This is a genomic window from Ruixingdingia sedimenti, from assembly GCF_031432425.1.
Taxonomy (GTDB): Bacteria; Pseudomonadota; Alphaproteobacteria; order Rhodobacterales; family Rhodobacteraceae; genus Ruixingdingia; species Ruixingdingia sedimenti.
The window spans coordinates 78808-96667 of record NZ_JAVKPH010000016.1 but is presented as its reverse complement, the minus strand read 5'-3'; the positions used below and the strand labels follow the sequence as shown (position 1 = coordinate 96667).

Here is a 17860-nt window from a genome sequence, read left to right as displayed (position 1 = left end):
AAGGTCTTCCTCTCCGCCGTCGCCCTCGCTGCAACCGTCATGTTCTGGCTATGACGCGAGAACGAGTCCTGACCGTAGCCGAATGCGGCGGGCGGCGTCGGAACCGATCAGCCCCGCATCGGCCTTTACCTGACCGGCCTCAACGCGGACGGGAGGGTCGGTGGCGAGGATATCCGGCTGGCGGCGAAAAAACCGGCCTTGTCCGGGACAGGATCGACCCCGGGCTGAAGGCGGCGCTGCTGGCGGGCGGGATCGGCGTGGACTTCATCCCACTTGTCGGGCAGGCCATCGCCGTCCCGGCCTTCGCCGGAACGACCGCCTGTGTCTATCCGGTGGCCGAACTACGGGGTATCGGCCGGGAATGCCCCGCCGCTACAGGATGAAATCCGCCGCCGTCAGGGCCGGCCTTCCCGTCAGTTCGATGCTGAAATCGGCGAGGCCGTCGCCGTCCAGATCGCCCTGCACCAGCCCGTTGCGGGTATAGCGGATCTCGCCCGCCCGGCCGGTGAAGGCGGCGGCGCCGATGAAGCTCAGCCCCTCCTGCATCGCGCGCAGGTTGATCCTGTCCACCCCCGCCTCGAAATCGCCGATCACGTCGCGCCCGCCGTCCGCGCCGCCGCCAGCCTCGGCGGCGGAGAGGAACACGAACTGGTCCACGCCTTCGCCGCCGAAAAGCCTGTCCTTGCCCAGGCCGCCCAACAGCCGGTCGTTGCCCGCGCCGCCGTAAAGCGTATCCACCCCGCCGCCGCCGAAGAGCGCGTCGTTGCCCTCGTCGGCGTGCAACATGTCGCCCGCCGCCCCGCCGTGCAGCACGTCGCGCGCCGCGCCGCCGGACAGGCTGTCCCGGCCCGCCCCGCCGTGGAGGTGATCCTCGTCCCCGGCACCGTCGAGAGTATCCGCCCCGAGGCCGCCTTGCAGCGTATCCCGGCCCGCGCCGCCCGAAAGGCTGTTGCCGCCCGCGTTCCCCACGATCAGGTTGTCGAGCGCGTTGCCCGTGCCGTCGATGTCCGCCGTGCCGGTCAAGGTCAGGGTGGCGGTGCGCCCGTTTTCCGGCAGCACGAAAGTGACCGCACTTTCGACGCCGGTCCCCAGGCCCACCGGGTCCGTCGGCGCGCTGGTCAGGGTTTCGTCAAGGCCCCGGCCGTCGGTATAGCCGACCCGCACGGTGATCGCCTGCCCGGCCTGCGCCGGGCCGGGCACGAAGGTCGCGCCCGTGGCCCCGGCGATTTCCACCCCGTCGGCGGACCACCGATAGGTGAAACCGCCGAGCCCGTCCGCATCCGCAACGGCCGAGGTATCTGCCGTCAGCACCCCGCCCTCCCACGGATCGCCGGCGATCGTCACCGATCCGGTCGGGGCGGCGTTGTCGGCAGGCCGCCCGTCGGCATCGAAGCGCTGGATGAAGATGTCGGTCCCCTGCCCGTCGGAGGTATCGCTCTCCCACGTGACCACGAACCCGCCACCCGCGAGCGCGGTGATCCGGGGGTTGTAGTCCACCAGACCCCCCGCCATCCCCTGCAATCGGGTCGGGCCGCCAGTCGCCACGCCAGCGGCATCGAAGCCTTGGACGATAATGTCGGTCCCCTGCCCGTCGGAGGTGTAGCCCAGCCATGTGATCACGAACCCGCCACCAGCGCGCCCGATGACCTGCGGGGAATAGTCCCCCAGATTCCCCGCCATCCCCTGCAACCGGGTCGGGCTACCCGCCGCCACGCCAGCGGCATCGAAGCCCTGCACAAAAATGTCGTATCCCTGCCCGTCGGAGGTATTGCCGTACCACGTGACCACGAACCCGCCCCCCCTCCAGCGCAGTGATCCAGGGGGCGTAGTCCACCAGATTCCCCGCCATCCCCTGCAACCGGGTCGGGCCGCCCGCCGCCACGCCAGCGGCATCGAAGCCCTGCACGAAAATGTCGTATTCCGGCCCGTCGGAGGTCTCCGCCGCCCACGTGACCACGAACCCGCCGCCATCCAGCGCGGTGATCCGGGGGGCGTAGTCCCCTAGATACCCCGCCATCCCCCGCATCCGGGACAGACCGCCACTCGTCTCGCCAGCGGCGTCGAAGCCCTGCACGAAAATGTCGTATCCCTGCCCGTCGGTGGTCTCCGCCACCCACATGACCACGAACCCGCCGTCATCCAGCGCGGTGATCCGGGGGGTGTAGTCTGTCAGATTCCCCGCCATCCCCTGCAGCCGGGTCAGGCCGCCACTCGTCTCGCCCGCGGCATCGAAGCGCTGAACGAAAATATCGAACCCCTGCCCGTCGGAGGTATTGCCGTACCATGTGACCACGAACCCGCCATCGTCCAGCGCGGCGATCTGGGGGAAGTAGTCCCCCTGAATCCCCGTCATCCCCTGCAACCGGGTCGGGCCGCCAGTCACCACACCTTCGGCGTCGAAGCCCTGCACGAAAATTTCGGCCTCTTGCCCGCCGTACCACGTGACCACGAACCCGCCACCCGCGAGCGCGGTGATCTGGGGGGAAAGGTCCGCCAGATGCCCCGCCATCCCCTGCAAGCGGGTCGGACCGCCCGTCGCCACGCCAGCGGCATCGAAGCGCTGCACGAAAACATCATGTGCCTGCCCGTCGGAAGTGTCGCCGTTCCACGTGACCACGAACCCGCCATCGTCCAGCGCGGTGATCTGGGGGGAGTATTCCTCCAGGTCCCCCGCCATCCCCTGAAGTCTGATTTCCGCTATGACCGCCATTTCCGTCCCCTCCGATACCCGAACCGCACCGCGGCCCCGCCCGCGCGGTTCGCCCATCGCATCGGCATATCCCCCGCGCCCCGCCGCTTCATCCCCCGAACGGGGGAGGCGCGCGCCTGCCCATCGGCGCCCCCGCCGATTGACGCCGCCCCCGGAACCCGCTACCGCCGGGGCGGGGCGTCTGTCGCGCCGCGGGTTCAGGGGGGCAGCATGGTGACATCCGGGCAACCGCCGCAGGCCGTCGCGGACAGCGTGGCCGCCACCGCCCGCCGCGTGCTGACGACAGAGGCCGACGCGCTGCGCCTGCTGGCCGACCTTCTGCCGCCCGATTTCGTCCCGGCGGTGGAACTGATCCTGAACGCGCAGGGCCGGGTGATCCTGTCGGGCATCGGCAAGTCCGGCCATATCGCGCGCAAGATCGCGGCCACGCTGTCGTCCACCGGCACGCCCGCCTATTTCGTCCATGCCGCCGAGGCCAGCCATGGCGATCTCGGCACGCTGACGGAACACGACATCTGCATCCTGCTGTCGAATTCGGGCGAAACCACCGAACTGTCGGATCTCATCGCCCATACGCGGCGGTTTTCCATCCCGCTGATCGGCATCACGGGGCGCGAGGGCAGCACCCTGGCCGAGGCCGCGGACCTGCGCCTGCTGCTGCCCCCCGCGCCCGAGGCCTGCATCATCGGCATGGCGCCCACGACCTCGACCACGATGGCGCTGGCGCTCGGCGATGCGCTGGCGATCGCGCTGATGGAACGGCGCGGCTTTGCGCCCGAACATTTCCGCACCTTCCACCCCGGCGGCAGGCTCGGCGCGCGGCTGGCCAAGGTCAGCCAGATCATGCGCGGGGCCGATGCGCTGCCGCTGGTCGCGCCCGACACGCCGATGACGGATACCATCCTGGTGATGACCGAAAAGGGCGCGGGCGCGGCGGGGCTGGTCGAGGGCGGGCGGCTGACCGGCATCATCACCGACGGCGACCTGCGGCGGAACATGGCCGGGCTGATGGGCAAGACCGCGCGCGATGTCGCCACCATGACGCCGCTGACCGCCCCGCCCGGGATGCTGGCGGCAGAGGCGGTGGCGCTGATGAACGCGCGCAAGGTCAACATGCTGTTCGTCGTCGATGACGACCGCCGCCCGCTTGGCACGCTGCATATCCACGACTGCCTGCGCGCGGGCGTCGCATGAACGGGGACCGCATGAAGACCGTCATCATCATCCCGGCCCGCTATGCCTCCAGCCGCTACCCGGGCAAGCCGCTGGTGGGGCTGCGGGGGCCGGACGGCGTGACGAAACCCCTGATCCGGCGCAGTTGGGAGGCCGCGATGGAAGTGCGCGGGGTGGCGGAGGTCCATGTCGCCACCGACGACGACCGCATCGCCGCCGCCGCCCGGTCCTTCGGCGCCAGCGTGATCATGACTGGCACGGACTGCGAAAACGGCACCGTCCGCTGCGCCGACGCCATGGCCCGCACCGGGATCGCCGCCGATCTGGTGGTGAACCTGCAAGGCGACGCGCCCCTGACCCCGCCGTGGTTCGTCGAGGCGCTGATCGGCGCGATGGCCGCCGACCCGGGGGCAGAGATCGCCACCCCCGTCATCCGCTGCGACGCCGAAACGCTGGCCCATTTCCTGGCCGACCGCCGCGCGGGCCGCGTGGGCGGCACCACGGCGGTGTTCGGGCGCGACGGGCGGGCGCTGTATTTCTCCAAGGAAGTGATCCCCTATACCGGCGGCGCGGTGCCCGACCCGATCCCGGTCTTTCACCATGTCGGCCTTTACGCCTACCGCCCCGCGGCGCTGGCGGCCTATGCCGGCTGGCCCGCCGGCCCGCTGGAGGCGCTGGAGGGGTTGGAGCAGTTGCGGTTTCTGGAAAACGGCCGCCCCGTGCTGTGCGTGCCGGTCGAGGGGCGGGGCCGGGTGTTCTGGGAACTCAACAACCCCGTCGATGTTGAACGGATCGAAACCGCCCTCGCCCAGATGAAGGAAACGCCATGACCCAGACCGTCCGCATCGGCGATTTCGCGGTCGGCGGCACCCGGCCCTTCGCGCTCATTTCCGGGCCCTGCCAGCTGGAATCGCTCGACCATGCCCGCCGCATGGCCGAAGGCATCGCCCAGGCCTGCGCCCCCACCGGCACGCGCTTTGTCTTCAAGGCGAGCTATGACAAGGCCAACCGGTCGTCCCTGTCGGGCACACGCGGCTTGGGGATGGAGCGGGGGTTGGAGATCCTCGACCGCATCCGCGACGAATTCGGCTGCCCGGTGCTGACCGATGTGCACGAAACCCACCATTGCGCCCCGGCGGCAGAGGTGGTGGACGTGATCCAGATCCCCGCCTTCCTGTGCCGGCAGACGGATCTTCTGCTGGCCGCCGGGGCGACGGGCAAGGTGATCAACATCAAGAAGGGCCAGTTCCTCGCCCCCTGGGACATGGCGAATGTCGCCGCCAAGGTGGAAAGCACCGGCAACCGCAACATCCTGCTGTGCGAACGCGGCACGACCTTCGGCTACAACACGCTGGTGACGGATTTCCGCGCCCTGCCGATCATGGCGCAGACCGGCTGGCCGGTGGTGTTCGACGCCACCCATTCGGTGCAGCAGCCGGGGGGACTGGGCACCGCCAGCGGCGGGCAGCGCGAATTCGCCCCGGTGCTGGCGCGCGCGGCCTGTGCGGTGGGGGTGTCGATGCTGTTCATCGAGACGCATCAGGACCCGGACAATGCGCCGAGCGACGGGCCCAACATGATCCCGCTGGATCAGATGCAGGGCCTGATCGGCAGCCTGCGCGCCATCGACGATCTGGTGAAGGGCCGCTGAGGGGATCGGGCGCACCCGGATAGGGCGCTATTCCTTTTCCATCGTGCATTGCAGCGGGTGCTGATGGCGGCGGGCGAAATCCATCACCTGCGCCACCTTGGTTTCCGCCACCTCGAAGGAAAACACGCCGACCACCGCCAGCCCCTTCTTGTGCACCATCAGCATCAGTTCGAACGCCTGCGCGTGGTTCATGCCGAAAAACCGTTCCAGCACATGGACGACGAATTCCATCGGGGTATAATCGTCGTTCAGCAACAGCACCTTGTAAAGCGGCGGGCGCTGCGTGCGGGTACGGGTCTTGGTGACAACCGATGTGTCGTTTCCGGGTCCGTCCTTGCGGTCCTGCATGGTCGGGGGACACTGGGTCACGCGCTGCTCCGTCGCTCTGTTCCGGTCTGGAATATGACGGCAATATAGCGTCCCGGTCCGCGAACGGAAAGGGCCGCAGGGGGAATGATGATCACTACCGTGGGCTTCGACGCCGACGACACGCTCTGGCAGAACGAGGCGTTCTTCCGCCTGACGCAGGCGCGCTTTGCCGGCCTGCTGGCCGAACATGCCGAACCCGGCCACCTGATGACCCGGCTGGAGGCGGCGGAAAGGCGCAACCTCGGCCAGTACGGCTATGGGGTGAAGGGGTTCGTGCTGTCGATGATCGAGACCGCGATCGAGGTCACGGGCGGCGACGTGCCCGCCAGCGTGATCGCAGAACTGATGGCGGCGGGGCGCGAGATGCTGGCCCATCCGATAGAGCTTCTGCCCCATGCCCGCGCGGCGGTAGAGGCCGCGGCGGCGGAATTCCGCGTGGTGCTGATCACCAAGGGCGACCTCTTGGACCAGGAACGCAAGCTGGCGCAATCGGGCCTCGGCGATCTGTTCCACGGGGTCGAGATCGTGTCGGAAAAGACGCCCGAGGTTTATGCCCGGCTTTTCGCCCGCCATGGCGCGGGGCCGGGGCGGGGGCTGATGGTGGGCAACTCGCTGCGTTCGGACGTGTTGCCGATGATCGCGGCGGGCGGTTGGGGGGTGCATGTGCCGCACGGGTCCGGTTGGGTGCTGGACCGGGCCGACCCGCCGGCGGGCCATCCGCGGTTCCACGAACTGCCCGATCTGGGTGCGCTGCCCGGGCTGATCGCCGGTCTGGGCTGAACCGCAGCATCTTGGGGCACAGGCCGCCCCCACCCCAAGACATCGTGTCGGCGGCCTGCGGCCTATCTGAACAATGCCGCGAAAGACCTTGAAAAAACAGGTTTTCCAACACGCCCCTTTCTGCTAGCCTTCTTCAAGGCACCCGGCACAGATCGGGGCCAGAGGCAGCAAAAGGGCAGTGACGTGGGACAGCGTTCGGGGCTTCGGGCCCTTTCCTTCTCCGTTCGGATCACCGATCGCGGTTTGGCTGCCATGACAGCGGTCATGGTCTGGCTGTGTCTGACGATGCTGCCGCTGGCGGCGGCGGCCGCGCCCTATGCGGCGGTGGTGATGGATGCGCGCAGCGGCAAGGTGCTTTACGCCCATAACGCCGACACGCGGCTGCATCCGGCCTCGCTGACCAAGATGATGACGCTCTATATCGCGTTCGATGCCGTGCGGCGGGGCGAAATCTCGCTCGACACCATGGTCACGGTCTCGTCCAAGGCGGCGGGCGAGGCGCCGTCGAAACTCGGCCTGCGCACCGGGCAGAAGATCGCGCTGCGCAACCTGATTCGCGCCGCGGCGATCAAATCGGCCAACGACGCCGCCACGGCGATCGGCGAGGCGATTTCGGGCAGCGAGGCGGCCTTCGCCAAGCGGATGACCCGCACGGCCAAGGCGCTCGGCATGAAGAACACAACCTTCCGCAACGCCAACGGCCTGACCGAAAACGGCCATCTGTCGACCGCACGCGACATGACCGTGCTCGGCCGGCGGCTGTTCTACGATTTCCCGGAATACTACAACCTCTTCTCGCGCATCACCGAGGATGCGGGGGTGGCCAGGGTGTCGAACACCAACCGGCGGTTCCTCGAATCCTACAAGGGCGCGGACGGGATCAAGACCGGCTACACCCAGGCGGCGGGGTTCAACCTGACCGCCTCGGCCGAACGCGGCAACAAGCGCATCATCGCCACGGTGTTCGGCGGCACCTCGACCGCGCAACGCAACGCCAAGATGGCCGAACTGCTGGATCTGGGCTTCAAGAACGCGCCCGCCGGCGGCGCGGTGCAGAAACCGCCGCTGGTGGCGATGGACGCGCTGGCCGAACCTTCTGCCCCGGCCAGGGCGCAGCCCGCGGCCAAGACGATCCGCGTGTCCGGCGCGGTGAAGAAATCGCCGCGCCCGATGCCCCGCCCCGCCGCGCCCGAACCCGAGGTTCTGGTCGCGCTGAACGAGGGGATCGAATCGGTTCTGGCCGAAGTGGCCGAAGACGCCCCCGCGGAAGCGGTGATGACCGCCTCGGCCGCGCCCAAACCCCGGCCCGAGATGCCGGTGGAAACGGCCGAACCCGTCGCCGAACAGCTCGCGCAGGCGGTGACAGAGGTCGTGACCGCGCCCGAACCCGCGCCCGCCGCCGAAACGCTGGTCGCGACCGGCCCCGACCCCGAGGCCGAAGCCGACACCCCCCAACCCCAGGCCGAAGCGGCAGAGGACGCCGACAGCCTGCCCGAGAACGTGCGCATGACCGCCGCCCTTGTGGTGCCCGAGACCGAGCCCCCCGTGACGCGCCCGCAGGCGCGGCCCGGCGAGATCGTGATGACGGCGGCCCGCACCACGACCGGCCCCGCCCCCCGCCCCAACCCCGGCGCCGCCCCCGAGGTGGTGACGCGCATCTCGACCTCGGGCGGGCGGCACTGGGGCGTCACGCTCGGCCGCTTCCCCTCGCGCGGGGCGGCGGAACGGGCGCTGTTGCAGACGGCGCTGACGGAAACGACGGCGCTCGACGGGGCGCTGCGCAAGGTGGTGTCGCGCGGCGGCGGCTATGACGCGAACTTTCTGGGGCTGAGCCAGGACCAGGCCGACCTCGCCTGCCGCCGCCTGCAGGCCCGCGCCATCCAGTGCTTCACGATGGGGCCCTGAGCGGCTGAACCTGCCATCCGTCACGCGCGGCGCCGGGGGCCAGCCCCCGGACCCCCGGAGTATTTGGGGCAAGATGAAGCCGCAGCAGCCGCTTCAGGAAGACGCCCTCTTCATTTTCTGTCCATAAATATCCCGGGGGTCCGGGGGCTGGCCCCCGGCGCCGACCGAAAGGCCGGGCACGACCGCCACCCGCACGAAAAAGGCGACCGGACGGGCCGGTCGCCTTGGAACAGGGGCCGCGGCGGCGGTCACATGCCGGCGGGTTGCGCCTCGATGAAGGCCTTCAGCACCGCGCTGCCCGGCAGGCCCTGGCCGTCCATGCGGGCGGCCCAGTCGGTGGTCACGTCCTCGAGCTGCTTCTGCCATTCGGCGGTTTCGGCCTCGGACAGGACATGCGGCTGATAGCCGTGCTTCTCGATCAGCGTGGCGCGCACGCGCTTGTCCTCTTCATCCATCCATTTGCAGAACTCGCCCTGGATCTCGTGGGCGATGCCGGTGATCTTCTGGCGGTTTTCTTCGGAAATGCTCTGCCATTTCTTGTCCGACATCACCATGATCACCGAGGACGAGCCCAGGATCGGCCCTTCGAGCCCGTATTTCAGCACCCCTTCCAGCCCGTAGGAAAACACCGCCTGATAGGGGAAGAAGGCCCCGTCCACCGTGCCCCGGCGCAGCGAATCGTTAATTTCGGAGGCCGAGATCGTCACCGCCACCGCGCCGAGCGCCCGCGCCGTGCGTTCCATCGCCGCGCCCGAGGCCCGGACCTTGAGCCCCGCCATGTCGGCCATCGACTTGACCTGTTTCGAAGTGGTCATGACGTTGTAGTTGGGCAGCACCGCCGTGAACACCGGATGCAGGCCGCGCTTGGCGAATTCGGCCTCGTAGAGCGGCCCGCCGGGCTTGGCAAGCTCCCACAGCTTGCCGCTGGCCTCGCAGCTGTCGGCGTAATGCACCGGCAGTTCCGAGACCGAGGTCAGCGGCAGCTTGTCGGACATGGTGGCGGGCACCACGATGGCCAGATCCGCGATGCCGGAATCGAGCTGGCCGATATAGTCCTTGCCCAGTTGCCCGCCGGGGAAGGGGGTGAAGGTGACTTCGCCGTTGGTCGCCTCGGTCACGCGGTCCATCAGAACCTTGCCGCCGCGCGCCCACATGTAGTGGGTTTCGGCGAACATATGGGTGAACTTGAGGTCCTGCGCCGCCACGGGGCCGGCGGCCAGCGCCGCAAGGGCGATGAGGGGGATGAGTTTCGGCATGGTGCTACTCCCTGACTGTGTTGTTGTCACGTCTCGTCGGCGGGGGGCGCGATGACGACGCCCGTTTCGATCAGCGCCTCGACCTCGGCGGGGTCCAGCCGCGCCTCGGCCAGGATCTCGCGGCCATGCGCGCCCTGGCGCGGCGGGACGATGCGATAGCTCACCGGCGTGCGGCTGAACCGCAGGGGCGAGGCGACGCCGCGATAGCCCTCGGCCCCCTCGACCACCGCGCCGCGCACGGCCGCATGCGGGTGGCTCAGCGCCTGCCCCACGTCCAGCACCGGGGCAACCGGCACGCCGGCGGCGTTCAGCCGCGCCACGGCCGCGTCCGTGGTCAGGCGCGCCAGCACGGGGACGATGGCGGCCTCCAGTTCGTCATTGTGCTGCACCCGGCCGGTCGTGACCTGCATCCGCGGGTCGTCGCGCAGCGCCGGCAGGCCGAGCGCATCGCACATGTTGTGGAACTGGCGCAATGTCACCACCAGCAGCACGATATGCCCGTCGCGCGTGGGGTAGATGTCATAGGGCGCGGCAGAGGAATGGCGGTTGCCCATCTGTTGCGGCACCACCCCGCGCAGCAGCCAGTTGCAGGCAAAGGGATGCAGCAGCGACAGGGCGGAATCGTAAAGCGTCACCTCGATCGCCTGCCCCTGCCCCGACCGCGCGCGTTCCAGCAGCGCGCCCTGGATGGCGATGACGGCATAAAGCGCGGTGGCGTAATCCACCGCCGGCAGATGCAGCCGCAGCGGCGGCCCCCCGGGAAAACCCCCGAAGCCGAGGATCCCGCCATAGCCCTGCGCGATCGGGTCATAGCCCGGCAGACCGCCGAGCGGGCCGTCCGCACCGAAAGCCGTGATCTGGCAATGGATCAGCTGCGGGAACCGCGCCTTCAGCACCGTTTCGTAATCGAGCCCCCATTTCGCCATCGTGCCGGGCTTGAAATTTTCCACCAGCACATCGGCGCCTTCCAGCAGCCGCAACAGCAGCGCGCGCCCCTCGGGTTTTTGCAGATCGACCGAGATGCTGCGCTTGTTGCGGTTGGTGTTCACATAGGCCGCGGCGCTGCCGTCGTGCCAGGCGGGGGCGCCCATGCGGCGGGTCTCGTCGCCCGCGGGGGGTTCGACCTTGATCACATCCGCGCCCATGTCGCCCAGGATCTGCGTGCCCGCAGGCCCCGACAGGACCGCGCTCAGGTCGATCACCCGAAGCCCCTGCAACGCACCGCCCTGCGCCTGTTCCGTCATGCTATCGTCCTTTCCACACCGGCTTGCGCCGTCCTTCGGCAAAGGCGCGCGGGCCTTCCTGCGCGTCCTCGCTGGCATAGACATCGCGGTAGATGTGCCATGCGGCCTCGCAGGCCGCGTCGCAGCCCATGCTCATCGCGTTGAGGATCGCGCGCTTGCCCGCCACCACCGACAGGGGCGCGTTGTCGCGGATGCGGGCGGCCAGCCGCATCGCCCGCGCGCGCACGGCCTCGGGCGTGTCCTCCAGATAGTTGATGAAGCCGAGGTCGCGGAACCTCTCGACCGGGTACAATTCGCCCGTCATCGTCATTTCCATCAGGATCGGCTGCGGCAGCATCCAGACCAGCGGGATCCCCCAGGGCGATCCGCGGCCGATCTGGGTTTCGGTGATGCCGATCCGGGTGCCCGCCAGCCCCACGCGGATATCGCTGTTGAGCGACATCATCATGCCCCCCGCCATGATATGGCCGGTCATCGCCGCGATGATCGGCACCCGCACCCGGCGCATGCGGGCCTGGAACGGATCCTTGAGGAAACGGATGACATCCTGCCCCGTTTCGGCCCTCAGCCGCGCGGCCTCGCGCAGATCGAGCCCGGCGCAGAAGGTGCCGCAGTCGGCAGAGGTCAGCACCGCCACGCGGATCGCCGGGTCGGCATCCACCTTTTCCCAGATCTCGTGAAGGCCGTTGCAGACGCTGGTGGACAGCGCGTTGCGCGCCTCGGGGCGGTTGATGGTGACGGTGGCGATGCCGTCCTCGACCGCGAACAGCAGGTCATCGGTCATGCCCTGTCCTCCAGCCGCGCGGGGCGGCCGTAATGCATGATCTTGCCGGTCAGCCGGCGGCCGATGATGCGTTCGGCCAGTTGCGCGGCCTCGATCAGCGCGTCGAGGTCGATGCCGGTGGCGATGCCCATCTCCTCGCACATGAACACCATGTCCTCGGTGCAGATATTGCCGGCGCCCTGCGCATTGCCGTGGCGCGCGAAGGGGCAGCCGCCGAGCCCGGCGATGGAACTGTCGATGTATCTTACCCCCATCTGCAACGCGGCATAGAGGTTCGCGCCGCCGAGGCCGCGGGTGTCGTGCAGGTGGACGCCGATCTCGGCCTCCGGCACCCGGTCGCGCACCGCGCCGATGCGGCGGCGCACCTCCTCGGGGTTGGCGCGGCCCACGGTGTCGGCGAGGTAGATCACCGGCAGCTTGCGGCCCGTCTCGCGGCACAGGTCCACGATATGGTCCACGATGCCGGTGACGCGCGACAGCGGCACCTCGCCTTCATAGCTGCATCCGAAGGCGGTGATGATGTTGGCGGCGACCAGCGGCACGCCGTATTCGTCATAGACCGCCAGCATCCGGCGCTGACGGTCGCGCATCTCTGCGGCGGTGCAGTTGTTGTTGCGCAGGCTGAAGCGGTCGGTGGTGTAGAACATCAGCGTGCCGTTCAGCGTGATGCCCGGCATGTCCGCCGCGCGGCGGAAACCCTTCTCGTTCAGCCACAGCGCGGTATAGGCGATTCCCGGGGCGCGGGTGAGCGCCTCGAACACCGCGGGGGTATCGGCCATTCCGGGAACTGCCCTGGGGTTGACGAAGGATCCGACCTGGATCTGCGGCAACCGGCTTTGCGACAGCGCGTCGATCAGCGCGGCGCGTTCGGCCGCCGGATAGACCTTCGATTCGATCTGAAATCCTTCGCGGGGGCCTTCCTCGTGGAATTCAACGGATTTCGGCAGGTCGCTCATCCCATCCTCCCATGACAGGCAGGCGGAACGTCCCACGCGGGGGGCGGGCTGTCAAAAGCGGCTAAAGCTGGATGGGGTGAAGGTTCGCCCTATGCCTTTCGGCGCAACGCGGCCACCGCCAGCAACCCCGCGAACAGGATCGCGGCCACGGCGATCACCGATGGCCCCGCCGGCGTGTCGAACCGCAGCGAGACCGCAAGCCCCCCGAGCGTCGCCAGCGCCCCGATGCCCACGGCGGCCAGCGCCATCGCCTCGGGCGTGCGGGCCAGCGTCCGGGCGGCGGCGGCGGGCACGATCAGCATGGCGGCGATCAGCAGCGCCCCCACCACCTTCAGCGCCACCGCCACCACCAGCGCCAGCGCCAGCGTCAGCACCAGCCGCTCGCGCCCCGGGTCGATGCCGGCGGCATGGGCCAGATCCTCGTTCAGCGTCGCGGTCAGCAGCGCCGACCAGCGCCAAGCGATCAGCCCGGCGACCGCGACCGCCCCCAGCCAGATCCAGCCCAGATCGCCCCGCCCCACGGCCAGGATGTCGCCGAACAGGAACGCCTGCACATCCACCCGCAGCCCGGGCACGAAGGACACCGCCACCAGCCCGAAGGCCAGCGCCGCATGCGACAGTACGCCCAATGTGGTGTCCATCGCCCATCCGCGCCCGGCGAGCCCCGATACCGTGGCCGCCATCGCCAGCGCCACCACCAGCGTCCCCGCCGCCACCGGCAGGCCGGTGGCCAGCGCCAGCGCCACGCCCAGGATCGCGGCATGCGCCGTCGCATCGCCGAAATAGGCCATCCGCCGCCAGATGACGAAGGCGCCGAGCGGCCCCGTGGCCACCGACACGCCGATCCCGGCCAGCGCGGCGCGGGCGATGAAATCGTCAAGAATGGGCATGATGGTCGTGGCCGCCGTGATGGTGGTGGTGATGATCGTGCCCCGGTTCGCCCGGATCATGCGCATGGTCGTGTTCGTGCCGGTAAAGCGCCAGCGCCCCTTGCGTGCCGAGCCCGAACAGCGCGCGGTATTCCGGCGCGTTCGACACCACCCGCGGCGTGCCCTCGCAGCACACATGGCCGTTGAGGCACACCACCCGGTCCGAGGCCGCCATCACCACATGCAGGTCATGGCTGACCATCAGCACCGCACAGCCGCTGTCGGCCCGGATCTCTTCGATCAGCCGGTAGAACGCGGCCTCGCCCGGCTGGTCGAGGCCCTGCGTTGCCTCGTCCAGCACCAGGATCTCGGGCGCGCCCATCAGCGCGCGCGCCAGCAGCACGCGCTGCAACTGCCCGCCCGACAGGTCCGTCAGCTGCCGGGTGCCCAGATCGGGGGCCAGCCCCACCCGGTCCAGCGCCGCCGCCACCTCTGCCGCGCTGCGCCGCCGCGGCAGCGACAGGAAACGGGCGACCGGCATCGGCAGGTTGCGGTCGATGGCAAGCTTTTGCGGCACATAGCCCACATGCAGGCCCGCCCGCCGGTCCACCCGCCCCGCCGCGGCCGGAACGATGCCCAGAAGCGCACGCAGCAACGTGGACTTGCCCGAGCCGTTGGGGCCGACGATGGTCACGATCTCGCCCTTGTCGATGTGGAAATCGACGCCCTGCAGAACCGCCGCGCCGCCCATCCGCACCACCAGCCCCCGGGCCGTGATCAGCCGCATCACGCCGCCCCCTGCGCGCAGGCGGGGCACAGGCCCTGCGCCTCGAGGCTCAGCCGTTCCACGGTGAACCCCACCTCGGCCGCCGCCGCCTCGAACGCCGCGCGGACGCGGGCGGCCGGCGCCTCTGCCACCATGTTGCAGGACCGGCAGATGAGAAAGGCGGGCTGATGCGCCTCGCCCGGATGCATGCAGGCGGCAAAGGCGTTGAGCCGCCGCACCCGATGCGCCAGCCCGTTTTCCACCAGAAAGTCGAGCGCGCGATAGACCACCGGCGGCTGGCGGGCGAATCCTTCGGCCACCAGCCGGTCCAGCACGTCATAGGCGCCAAGCGCCCGGTGCGATTCGAGCAGGATCTCCAGCACCCGCCGCCGGACCGGCGTCAGCCGCAGGCCGCGTTCGGCGACCAGCGATTCGGCCCGCGCCATCACGCCGCCGGCGCATTGCGCATGGTCGTGGGTGTCGAAGGCCGCAAGCGGCTGGAGAGGGACGGGCATGAAAGCTCCTTGACGAGGTACGTTATAATATATCACTACTGACGCCAAAGACAATGCTACCCGCCTTTGACGGAGGATTCCATGCGCCTTGCCCTCGCCGCCCTGATCGCCGCCACGCTGCCGCTTGCCGCCCTGCCGCTTGCCGCGCAGGCGGCGCCGCCGCAGGTGCTGACCGACACGCCGGTGGTCCAGTCGCTCGCCGCGCAGGTGATGGGCGACCTGGGGCAGCCGGGGCTGCTGCTCGACCGGGGGGCGGACCCGCACAATTTCCAGCTGCGCCCCAGCCAGGCCACGGCGCTGCGCGACGCCGGCCTGCTGGTGCAGGTGGGGCCGGAACTGACCCCATGGCTGACCCGCGCGCTGGACGGGATCGGGCGCAAGGGCCCGGTGCTGGCCCTGCTGACGGCAGAGGGCACCACCCTGCGCCGGTTCGGCGACGCCGCGCAGGCGCATGACCACAGCGACCATGGCCATGACCATGACCACGATCACGACCATGCCCATGACGATCACGGACATGACGATCACGGCCACGACCACAGCCCCGACGCCATCGACCCCCACGCCTGGCTCGACCCCGCCAATGCGCAGGTCTGGCTGAAGGCCATCGCGGCGGAACTCGCCCGGCTCGACCCCGAAAACGCCACCACCTACACCGCCAATGCCGCCGTCGCGGCGGCGGAGATCGCGGCGCTGGATGGCGCGCTGGCGGCCGAACTCGCCGCCCTCGGCGGGCGGCCCTTCGTCGTCTTCCACGATGCCTATGGCTATCTGGCCGACCACTACGGCCTGACCATCGCCGGCGCCATCGCGCTCGGCGATGCCGCGGCCCCCGGCGCGGCGCGGCTCGGCGCAATCCGCGATACCCTGCGGCAGGGCGGCGCGGTCTGCATCTTCCCCGAGGCGCAGCACGACCCCGCCCTTGTCGCCACGGCGACCGAGAGCACCGCGACCCGCGTCGGCGGCAGGCTAGACCCCGCAGGCACGACGCTGGAACCGGGCCCGGGGCTCTATGCCGATCTCATGCGCGGGCTCGTCACCACCATCGCGGATTGCCTGAAGGGCTGACCCCCGGGCGGCGCGCGCCATGCCCGGCGGCGCAGGGGGCATTCTGCCCCCTCTTGGCTGCGCCAATTCACCCCCTGAGGATATTTAAGGACAGAAAGTGAAGAAGGGCGCGCCCTGCACCACTTTCTGTCCTTAAATATCCCCGCCGGAGGCTCCCGCACTCTCCACCGAACCGAACGCCGGGCGGGGACGCACCATCAGCCCCGCATCCCGGTGCGGAACCAGGCGACGATCCGGGCGCGCTCGGTCTCTTCCATGAAGCTGAGGTTGGCGGGCGGCATCGCGTGGCTGACCCCGGCTTGCAGATAGATCGCGCGGGCGTGGCGGGCGATATCCGCGGGTGTGTCGAAGGCCACGCCGCGCGGCGGCCAGTGCAGGCCGGGCCAGCCGGGCTCGGCCGTGTGGCACATGGAACAGCGGCCCGCCACGATGTCCTGCACTTCGGCAAAACCCTCGGCCGCCGCCAGCCGGGCGGCCTGCCCGGTCAGCGCGGCGTCCCCGGCCGGCGCACGCATCGGCGCCAGCGACAGCCACATGATGACAAGGAAGATCAGCGCCGTCACCGCCCAGGTCCACCACGGCCGGCCCTTGCGGGCGTGCATGGTGTTGAAGAAATGCCGGATCGTCACCCCCATCAGGAACACCAGCCCCGCGATCAGCCAGTTCCAGCGGGTGGCGAACACCATCGGGTAGTGGTTCGACAGCATCAGGAACAGCACCGGCAGCGTCAGGTAGTTGTTGTGGGTGCTGCGCTGCTTGGCGATACGCCCGTATCGCGCATCCGGCACCCGCCCCGCCCGCAGGTCGGCCACCACGATCTTCTGGTTGGGGATGATGACCATGAACACGTTCGCCGACATCACCGTGGCCGTGAACGCCCCCAGATGCAGCAGCGCCGCGCGCCCCGTGAACACCTGCGCATAGCCCCAGGCCACCAGCAGCAGGAGGACATAGAGCCCGATCATCAGCCTCGTATTGTCCTCGCCCAGACGGCTTTTGCAGATCAGGTCATAGGCGATCCAGCCGAAGACCAGCGAACCGGCAGAGATCGCGACCGCGCCCCAGACCGGCAGGTCCATCACCGCCGGGTCGATCAGGTAGAATTCGGCCCCGAGGTAATAGACCAGCACCAGCAGCGCGAACCCCGACAGCCATGTGGAATAGCTTTCCCATTTGAACCAGATCAGGTGTTCGGGCAGCCGCGCCGGGGCGACGAGGTATTTCTCGATATGGTAGAACCCCCCGCCATGAACCTGCCATTCCTCGCCATCCGCACCCGAGGCGGGCTTCGGGTCGCGGCGCAGGCCGAGGTCCAGCGCGATGAAATAGAACGACGATCCGATCCAGGCGATGGCCGTGATCACATGGATCCAGCGCACCGCCAGTTCCGCCCAGGCCCCCAGCACCGCCAGATCCCACATGCCTGCCCCTTGCGCCTCAACTGCCCCGGTAGGTCGAATAGCCGTAGGGTGACAGAAGCAGCGGCACATGGAAATGGGCATCCGGGTCGGCGATGCCGAAGCGGATCGGGATCTGGTCGAGGAACGGCACCTCGCCCCGCGCGACCTGCTTGCTGGCGCGCAGATAGGCGCCGGCGGCGAACAGCAGTTCGTACCGGCCCGCCGCCATGTCCTCGCCCGTCAGCAGCGGCACATCGGTGCGCCCGTCGACATTCGTCACCGCCTCGGCCAGCAGGCTGCGCGCCCCCTTGTCCAGCCGGTAGAGCGTCACCGCCACGCCCGCCGCCGGCCGGCCGCGCGCGGTGTCGAGGACATGGGTGGTAATCCGGCCCTTGGGCATGGCGATCTCCGATT

Annotated in this window: 18 protein-coding genes; 6 read left to right on the top strand and 12 right to left on the bottom strand. The window is 69.4% G+C overall.

Going from position 1 to position 17860, the window contains the following annotated elements:
- Positions 1-372 precede the first annotated feature (372 nt).
- Together RGD00_RS14180 and RGD00_RS14175 are read right to left on the bottom strand one after the other, a co-directional pair.
- On the bottom strand, positions 373-1788 hold the full coding sequence (locus RGD00_RS14180; protein ID WP_310457992.1) for a calcium-binding protein: 1416 nt from the start codon (positions 1786-1788) through the stop codon (positions 373-375).
- On the bottom strand, positions 1700-2677 hold the full coding sequence (locus RGD00_RS14175; RefSeq protein ID WP_310457991.1) for a hypothetical protein: 978 nt from the start codon (positions 2675-2677) through the stop codon (positions 1700-1702). Before RGD00_RS14175 ends, RGD00_RS14180 begins: the two co-directional genes overlap by 89 nt.
- A 243-nt stretch (positions 2678-2920) precedes the next feature.
- Here RGD00_RS14175 and RGD00_RS14170 point away from each other — a divergent pair, with 243 nt between their 5' ends.
- Genes RGD00_RS14170 through kdsA form a run of 3 tightly spaced genes read left to right on the top strand, consistent with a single transcriptional unit; the run spans position 2921 to position 5534 of the window.
- A complete protein-coding gene (locus RGD00_RS14170) occupies positions 2921-3904 on the top strand; it encodes a KpsF/GutQ family sugar-phosphate isomerase (RefSeq protein WP_310457990.1) in 984 nt (327 codons plus the stop codon).
- A gap of 11 nt (positions 3905-3915) precedes the next feature.
- Complete coding sequence (locus RGD00_RS14165; protein WP_310457989.1) at positions 3916-4713, top strand: 3-deoxy-manno-octulosonate cytidylyltransferase; 798 nt, start codon at positions 3916-3918, stop codon at positions 4711-4713.
- Positions 4710-5534 (top strand): 3-deoxy-8-phosphooctulonate synthase, encoded by an 825-nt coding sequence (gene kdsA, locus RGD00_RS14160; protein ID WP_310457988.1) that lies wholly within the window; start codon positions 4710-4712, stop codon positions 5532-5534. Before RGD00_RS14165 ends, kdsA begins: the two co-directional genes overlap by 4 nt.
- A 27-nt stretch (positions 5535-5561) precedes the next feature.
- Here the strand turns inward: kdsA and clpS are convergent, their stop codons facing one another.
- Positions 5562-5882, bottom strand: coding sequence for an ATP-dependent Clp protease adapter ClpS (gene clpS / locus RGD00_RS14155; protein ID WP_310457998.1), 321 nt, complete (start codon positions 5880-5882; stop codon positions 5562-5564).
- A gap of 105 nt (positions 5883-5987) precedes the next feature.
- On the opposite strand from clpS, the gene RGD00_RS14150 reads away from it, so the two are divergent.
- Entirely contained in the window at positions 5988-6683 is a 696-nt protein-coding gene (locus RGD00_RS14150) for an HAD family hydrolase (RefSeq protein WP_310457987.1), read from the top strand.
- Positions 6684-6935: 252 nt separating this feature from the next.
- The gene (locus tag RGD00_RS14145) at positions 6936-8588 is read left to right on the top strand and encodes a serine hydrolase (RefSeq protein ID WP_310457986.1); all 1653 of its coding nucleotides are present in this window, start codon (positions 6936-6938) and stop codon (positions 8586-8588) included.
- A gap of 248 nt (positions 8589-8836) precedes the next feature.
- Here the strand turns inward: RGD00_RS14145 and RGD00_RS14140 are convergent, their stop codons facing one another.
- The 7 genes from RGD00_RS14140 to RGD00_RS14110 form a co-directional block, all read right to left on the bottom strand.
- Positions 8837-9844: a TRAP transporter substrate-binding protein gene (locus tag RGD00_RS14140; RefSeq protein WP_310457985.1), complete on the bottom strand. Its 1008-nt coding sequence runs from the start codon at positions 9842-9844 to the stop codon at positions 8837-8839.
- 26 nt (positions 9845-9870) lie between these two features.
- Positions 9871-11088, bottom strand: coding sequence for a CaiB/BaiF CoA transferase family protein (locus RGD00_RS14135; RefSeq protein WP_310457984.1), 1218 nt, complete (start codon positions 11086-11088; stop codon positions 9871-9873).
- Position 11089: 1 nt separating this feature from the next.
- Positions 11090-11872: an enoyl-CoA hydratase/isomerase family protein gene (locus tag RGD00_RS14130; RefSeq protein WP_310457983.1), complete on the bottom strand. Its 783-nt coding sequence runs from the start codon at positions 11870-11872 to the stop codon at positions 11090-11092.
- Positions 11869-12828 carry a hydroxymethylglutaryl-CoA lyase gene (locus RGD00_RS14125; RefSeq protein WP_310457982.1) on the bottom strand — a complete coding sequence of 320 codons (960 nt, stop codon included), beginning with the start codon at positions 12826-12828 and terminating at the stop codon, positions 11869-11871. The genes RGD00_RS14130 and RGD00_RS14125 overlap by 4 nt, the downstream gene beginning before the upstream one ends.
- 89 nt (positions 12829-12917) lie before the next feature.
- Positions 12918-13712, bottom strand: a complete 795-nt coding sequence (locus tag RGD00_RS14120) for a metal ABC transporter permease (protein WP_310457997.1) — start codon at positions 13710-13712, stop codon at positions 12918-12920.
- Positions 13705-14484, bottom strand: a complete 780-nt coding sequence (locus RGD00_RS14115; RefSeq protein WP_310457981.1) for a metal ABC transporter ATP-binding protein — start codon at positions 14482-14484, stop codon at positions 13705-13707. Before RGD00_RS14115 ends, RGD00_RS14120 begins: the two co-directional genes overlap by 8 nt.
- Positions 14484-14978 (bottom strand): Fur family transcriptional regulator, encoded by a 495-nt coding sequence (locus RGD00_RS14110; RefSeq protein ID WP_310457980.1) that lies wholly within the window; start codon positions 14976-14978, stop codon positions 14484-14486. Before RGD00_RS14110 ends, RGD00_RS14115 begins: the two co-directional genes overlap by 1 nt.
- A gap of 81 nt (positions 14979-15059) precedes the next feature.
- Between RGD00_RS14110 and RGD00_RS14105 the strand changes: the two genes are divergently transcribed.
- Positions 15060-16046 carry a zinc ABC transporter substrate-binding protein gene (locus RGD00_RS14105; protein ID WP_310457979.1) on the top strand — a complete coding sequence of 329 codons (987 nt, stop codon included), beginning with the start codon at positions 15060-15062 and terminating at the stop codon, positions 16044-16046.
- 197 nt (positions 16047-16243) lie between these two features.
- Here the strand turns inward: RGD00_RS14105 and RGD00_RS14100 are convergent, their stop codons facing one another.
- Together RGD00_RS14100 and uraH are read right to left on the bottom strand one after the other, a co-directional pair.
- Positions 16244-17467, bottom strand: a complete 1224-nt coding sequence (locus RGD00_RS14100) for a urate hydroxylase PuuD (RefSeq protein WP_310457978.1) — start codon at positions 17465-17467, stop codon at positions 16244-16246.
- 16 nt (positions 17468-17483) lie between these two features.
- On the bottom strand, positions 17484-17846 hold the full coding sequence (gene uraH, locus RGD00_RS14095; protein WP_310457977.1) for a hydroxyisourate hydrolase: 363 nt from the start codon (positions 17844-17846) through the stop codon (positions 17484-17486).
- Between the last annotated feature and the right edge of the window lie 14 nt (positions 17847-17860).